The organism is Azospirillum sp. TSO5 (genome assembly GCF_003116065.1).
Taxonomy (GTDB): domain Bacteria; phylum Pseudomonadota; class Alphaproteobacteria; order Azospirillales; family Azospirillaceae; genus Azospirillum.
Map to the genome: position 1 here is coordinate 36,776 of NZ_LGQY01000091.1, position 6,322 is coordinate 43,097.

The 6,322-nt window shown below is 67.7% G+C and carries 5 protein-coding genes; 2 read left to right on the plus strand and 3 right to left on the minus strand.

The window, feature by feature from the left end; all coding sequences use genetic code 11:
- Nucleotides 1–18 precede the first annotated feature (18 nt).
- The 3 genes from TSO5_RS22190 to TSO5_RS22200 form a co-directional block, all read right to left on the minus strand.
- Entirely contained in the window at nucleotides 19–669 is a 651-nt protein-coding gene (locus tag TSO5_RS22190) for a response regulator transcription factor (protein ID WP_109153670.1), read from the minus strand.
- Between the two features lie 171 nt (nucleotides 670–840).
- Nucleotides 841–1,293, minus strand: coding sequence for a cytochrome c-550 PedF (pedF, locus tag TSO5_RS22195; protein ID WP_109153677.1), 453 nt, complete (start codon nucleotides 1,291–1,293; stop codon nucleotides 841–843).
- 252 nt (nucleotides 1,294–1,545) lie between these two features.
- The gene (locus tag TSO5_RS22200; RefSeq protein ID WP_109153671.1) at nucleotides 1,546–2,463 is read right to left on the minus strand and encodes an SIS domain-containing protein; all 918 of its coding nucleotides are present in this window, start codon (nucleotides 2,461–2,463) and stop codon (nucleotides 1,546–1,548) included.
- A 221-nt stretch (nucleotides 2,464–2,684) separates the two neighbouring features.
- On the opposite strand from TSO5_RS22200, the gene edd reads away from it, so the two are divergent.
- On the plus strand, nucleotides 2,685–4,523 hold the full coding sequence (gene edd, locus TSO5_RS22205) for a phosphogluconate dehydratase (RefSeq protein ID WP_109153672.1): 1,839 nt from the start codon (nucleotides 2,685–2,687) through the stop codon (nucleotides 4,521–4,523).
- Nucleotides 4,524–4,675: 152 nt separating this feature from the next.
- Nucleotides 4,676–6,196: a glucose-6-phosphate dehydrogenase gene (gene zwf, locus TSO5_RS22210; RefSeq protein WP_109153673.1), complete on the plus strand. Its 1,521-nt coding sequence runs from the start codon at nucleotides 4,676–4,678 to the stop codon at nucleotides 6,194–6,196.
- The last annotated feature ends 126 nt before the right edge of the window (nucleotides 6,197–6,322 follow it).

Consider the following 6,322-nt stretch of genomic DNA (forward strand, 5'->3'; position numbering starts at 1 on the left):
GTCAGTAGCACAAGCCCCTCATCGCCGGTCGGCCAGCACGCGGTTGGCGATCACCACCGCCTGGGTGCGGCTGTAGACCTTCAGCTTCTGCAGGATCGCGGAGACATGGGCCTTCACCGTCGTCTCGGTGATGCTGAGGTCGAAGGCGATCTCCTTGTTCAACTTGCCGGTGCCCAGCAATTCCAGCACCCGCAACTGCTGCGCCGTCAGCGTGGCGATGCGGCGCGCGATCTCCGCGGTCTCCGCATCTTCCGGATCCTCGGCGCCGTCCTCGTCGGTGGCGGAGGGCGGAACATAGAGTTCGCCGTTCAGCACCTGCCGCAGCGCCGCGGCGATGGCGTCGCGCGGGGTCGATTTGGGGATGAAGCCGGCGGCCCCGCTCTCCATCGCCTCGCGCACCCAGCGGCGCTCCTCATGGGCGGAAACGACGACGACCGGGGTGGCCGGAAAACGCTGGCGCAAGGTACGCAGCCCGCCCAGACCGTTCATGCCCGGCATGTTGACGTCCAGCAGAACGAGGTCGAGGTCGCCCCGCTCCTCCAGCGCCTGCATGACGCTGTCGAGCCGGTCCGCCTCCATCACGTCGGTGGCTTGGCAGGAATAGAGCACCGCGCTGCGCAACGCATCGCGCACCATCGGGTGATCGTCGGCAATCAGGATCCGGGTCATGGCCTGCGGTTCCCTGCGCAGCGGAAGATGGAACGAACTGCGGGACAACTTCCCGCATCCATTGTGTCAGACCGAAATGGGGAGGTGCAATACCGCGAATGGCATCAATTGTTTTGTGTGCGATCATGCCGCAGTGCCATCGCATGGACCTCCTTCAGCTGGACCCTGCCGTCATTCCTCGTGGACGGTCTCCAGCCAGGAGCGGATTGCCCACAGAGCCTCCTGCCCCAGCGCCTCGCCGAACTTCGGCATATAGGTCACGCCGTTGCGGATCGAGCCGTTGGTGACGCGCTCCTTGAACCACTCGTCGCCGGCGTCGCCCTTTTCGAGATAGCGCAGGTCGGGAGCGATGCCGCCGGACACGGCGCCCAGCCCATGGCAGCGCGCGCAATTCTGGTTGAAGGCCGATGCGCCGATCTCGATGGCGCGCTCGTTGCCGCGATAGGGATTGCTGTCCCGCCAGGTCTCGCCCAGCTTCTCCAGCCCGGTGGTGTCGACCGGCTGCGGGGTGACATCGCCATGGGCGAAGACCGGACCGGCGAGGCCCGCCGCCATCAACCCGGCGAGAGCGAAAGGCGCCAGACGGCGGAGGCGATTGGGCGGCGTGGCGGACCTGTGCGTCATCTGTGCGTCCTCTTCCTGCATCCGTCTTTCGGGATCCCGCTTGCCGTCCTGCCGCCGATCCCGGCTTCGCGGGTGCGCAGGACGGTTGCCGATTCTGATTGCGGCCGAGGATAGCAATCGTTCGTTCGCGTAATTATTCGACGATGGTACAAGAGCGACCCGCGCGGCCACGCTCACGCCAGCCCGTCTTGGTCGATGGTCGGATGACGCATGCGGCATGCCGCCGGCCGGCGGTCATCAGGGACAGTGTCGTCAGATTAAGGGAGGCAATCGTCCGGCATTGATCGCCGCCTTCACCTTGGCCAGCTGTCGCACCGCCGGGTCGCCCAGCCGCAGAGCCACGCCGGTCGACAGCACGTCGATCAACGTCAGATGCACCAGCCGCGAGGCCATAGGCGTATACATCTCGGTGTCCTCCACCGGCTGGCTGGCGATGACCACGCTCGCCATCGCCGCCAGCGGAGAACGCGGTGCTGTGATCGCCACCACGGCAGTGCCCTGCGCCCGCGCCGCCGCCGCCAGCTCGTTGATCGTCCCGCTGCGCCCGGTGTTGGACAGCGCCAGCAGCACACCGCCGGCCGCCATATTGACCAGCAGCATGCGTGCCAGCACCGGATCGGCACAGGGTTGGGCGTCGGCGCCGAAGCGCAGCAGCTTGTGCGCCGCGTCCTGGGCCAGCGCGCTCGATCCGCCGGTGCCGACGCACAGCACGCGTGGCGCATCCGCCAGCAGCGCGATGGCCCGCTCCAGCGCCCCGTTGTCGAGCGCGGCGGACGCGGCGGTCAGGGCGGCGGCACTCGATGAAAAAATTTTTCGCGCCAGAGTGCCGACATCATCGTCCGGCGCCACATGCTGGCTGACATAGGGGGTGCCGCCGCGCACCTCGTCGCGCAATGCATCGCGCGCCTGCGATTCGGCCAGCCGCAGCTTGAAGTCCGGGAAGCCGCCGCAACCGACGCTGCGGCAGAAGCGGACGACCGTCGCCTCGCTGACCTCGGCCGCCTGAGCTAGCGAGGTGACATTGAGGTCGAGCACCCGCCGCGGGTCGCTGAGAACCAGATCGGCGATCTGCCCTTCCGACCGCTTCAGGTCGCCCCGCAGCCGGCGAACCTCTTCCAATATGTCCATTGGTGCAGGATTGGCGGCTGCGCTGTTGACCGGGGGTGCCATGACGTAAAGTTAACTCCCTGGATAGGGCGGACCTGCTGGTGGCCGGACAGGCGCGGTGCTGCAAGGGGCGCTCTTGTCAGTATGAAGAATTTTGCCGTGCATGGCGAGAAAACCCGCTGCACCACTCCATATATGAAAAAAATTTTCTTCACAGCCCGTCCCCTCAGGCGTATGGTCCGTTCCGGAAATCATCGCCTCCCACAAACGGTCGAGACGCGATCATGAGCAAGCCCGCCCCCCTGAATTCTGTCGTCGCCCGCGTGACGGAGCGTATCGCCGAGCGCAGCCGCGACCGCCGTGCCGCCTATCTGGCGCGGCTGGAGAGCGCCGGCGGGAAGCCGCGCCGCCACCGCCTTGGCTGCGCCAACCTCGCCCACGCCTTCGCCGCCTGCGGGGCGAACGACAAGGCGGCGCTGCGCGGCGAGACCCAGCCGTCGATCGGCATCGTCACCGCCTACAACGACATGCTCTCGGCCCATCAGCCCTACGAGCGCTATCCCGCCATGATCCGCGAGTCGGTGCGCGCGGCCGGCGGCGTGGCGCAGGTCGCCGGCGGCGTGCCCGCCATGTGCGACGGCGTCACCCAGGGCTATGAGGGGATGGAACTGTCGCTGTTCAGCCGCGACGTCATCGCGCTGGCGACCGGCGTCGCGCTGTCCCATGCCACCTTCGACGGCGTGCTGTGCCTGGGCATCTGCGATAAGATCGTCCCCGGCCTGATGATCGGCTCGCTCGCCTTCGGTCATCTGCCGACGATCTTCGTGCCCGCCGGCCCGATGCCGTCCGGCCTGTCGAACGCCGACAAGGCCAAGGCGCGCCAGCTCTACGCCCAGGGCAAGGTCGGCCGCGAGGAATTGCTGGAGGCCGAGTCCAAGTCCTACCACGCGCCCGGCACCTGCACCTTCTACGGCACCGCCAACACCAACCAGATGCTGATGGAGATCATGGGCCTGCATTTGCCGGGCGCCAGCTTCGTCAATCCCAACACGCAGTTGCGCGACTTGCTGACCGATGCGGCGGCCCGCCGTGTGGTGGAGATGACCACGCCCGGCGCCGGCACCCCCATCGGCCGCATCGTCGATGAGCGCGCGCTGGTCAACGGCATCGTCGGGCTGCTCGCCACCGGCGGCTCGACCAACCACACCCTGCACATCCCGGCCATCGCCGCCGCCGCCGGCATCGAGTTGAACTGGGAGGATTTCGCGGAACTGTCTGCGGTCGTCCCGCTGCTGGCCCGTGTCTATCCCAACGGCACCGCCGACGTGAACCGCTTCCATCAGGCCGGCGGCATGCCCTTCATCATCGGCCAGCTGATCGATGCCGGGCTCGTCCACACCGACATCTCGACCATCTATGGCGAGGGCGGTCTGGAGCCCTATCGCAGCATGCCGGAACTGGACGAAGGCGGCGCCCTGACCTGGACCCGTTCGGCCGCCGACCAGAGCGGCGACCCGGCGGTCGTCGCCACCACCGCGGCCCCCTTCGCGGCCGAAGGCGGCCTGCGCGTGCTGACCGGCAATCTCGGCCGCGGCGTCATCAAGATCTCGGCGGTCAAGCCGGAGCATCGCTTGGTGGAGGCCCCGGCCCGCGTCTTCGACAACCAGGAGGCCGTTCAGGCCGCCTTCCGCGCCGGCGAACTCGACCGCGACGTGATCGTCGTCGTCCGCTACCAGGGGCCCGGCGCCAACGGCATGCCGGAACTGCACAAGCTGACCCCGCCGCTGGGCGTATTGCAGGACAAGGGCTTCAAGGTCGCGCTGGTGACCGACGGCCGCATGTCCGGCGCATCGGGCAAGGTGCCGGCCGCGATCCACGTCACGCCGGAGGTGAAGGGCGGCGGTCCGCTCGGCCGTGTGCGCGACGGCGACATCCTGCGGCTGGATGCGGAGGCCGGGACCTTGAACGCCCTGGTCGATGCTGCCGAGTGGGAGAGCCGCGGCGCTCCCCCGCCGCCGAGCGAGGATGCCTCCCACGGCTGCGGACGGGACCTGTTCTCCCTGTTCCGCAACAACGCCGGCCCGGCGGAGAGCGGCGCGTCCGTCCTCAACCTGCTGGGCTGAAACCTGCCGGGCTGATCCGGCAGAGGAAAACCCTGGAACCTTGGGCCGGGATCGGGCCATGCCGGCCCGCATTGTGACCGGCCCATCCCTGTGGCACCATGACGCACGGGCTGATCCAACGCACCGTGCCATCGACGTCGAGAGGTCCGAAGATGCCCCCGCGCTCCACCGTCGCAGCTCCCGTACTGCCTCCCTTCGACTATACGGTGTTCGGCGGCACCGGCGATCTGGCTCTGCGCAAGCTGCTGCCGGCGCTCTATCTGCGCGACAAGGCGGGGCAGGTGGCCGACGGCAGCCGCATCATCGGCGTCTCACGCAGCCCGCTCGCCCCGTCGGACTACCGCACCAAGGCGGAGGAGGCGATCCGCGAGCATGTGCCGGCGGACGAACGCGACACGGCGGTCATCGCCCGTTTTCTTGAGCGGCTGGATTATGTGCCGGTCGACGTTACCTCCGACGATGGCTGGGTCGAGCTGGCGGACCGGCTGACCAATCCGCCGCCGCGCAGCAACGATGCGGTCCGCATCTTCTATCTCGCCACCTCTCCCAGTCTGTTCGGCCCGGTCAGCGACCAGCTGCGCGCCTTCGGTCTCGCCACCCCGGATTCACGCGTTGTGCTGGAAAAGCCGATCGGCCGCGACCTCGCCTCGGCGCAGGACATCAACGACCGCGTCGGCGCCGTCTTCACCGAGCCGCAGATCTACCGCATCGACCATTACCTCGGTAAGGAGACGGTGCAGAACCTGCTGGCCCTGCGCTTCGGCAACTCCCTGTTCGAGCCGCTGTGGAACGCCGACCACATCGACCATGTCCAGATCACCGTCGCCGAAACGGTCGGGGTGGAGGAACGCGGCGGCTATTACGATCAGTCCGGCGCGTTGCGGGACATGGTGCAGAACCATTTGCTCCAGCTCGTCTGTCTGGTCGGCATGGAATGCCCAATCTCGCTCGCCCAGGAATCGGTGCGCGACGAGAAACTGAAGGTCCTGCGCTCGCTGAAGCCAATCGGGCCGGACGAGATCGGCGGCTGCACCGTTCGCGGCCAGTATCGCGCCGGCGCGGTGGCCGGCGGTGCGGTGCCTGGCTATCTCGACGAACCCGGCATTCCGGCCGGCAGCGGCACCGAGACCTTCGTCGCGCTGAAGCTGGAGATCGACAATTGGCGCTGGGCCGGCGTGCCCTTCTACCTGCGCAGCGGCAAGCGGTTGCCGGCCAAGATGTCGGAGATTGTCATCCAGTTCCGGCCGATCCGCCATTCGATCTTCCCCCAGGCGGCCGGCGAGTTGCAGGCCAATCGCCTGATCGTCCGGCTCCAGCCCGACGAGAGCATCCGCCTGCACCTGATGACCAAGGAGCCGGGACCGGGCGGAATGCGCCTGCGCCCGGCGGCCCTGAATCTCAGCTTCGCCCAGACCTTTGGTGGGCGATTCCCGGATGCTTACGAGCGCCTGCTGATGGACGTGGTGCGCGGCAACTCCACCCTGTTCATGCGCCGCGACGAGGTCGAAGCGGCCTGGCAGTGGGCGGAGCCGATCATCGACGGCTGGACGGCCCGGCATGAGATGCCGAAGCCCTACATTGCCGGCACCTGGGGGCCCTCGCAATCCATCGCTCTGATCGAGCGTGACGGCCGTACCTGGCACGACGACGAAATCCCGTCGGCTGCCTTCTGAGGCCGCCCTGTCGGAAGCCATCTGGCAAAAAAACGTCATGAGGGGCGAAAAAAGCTCTTGCGCGGTTCGGGAGGGCTCGCCTATAAAGCGCCTCCCGACGCGAACGACGCCGGCGCCGCCGAACCG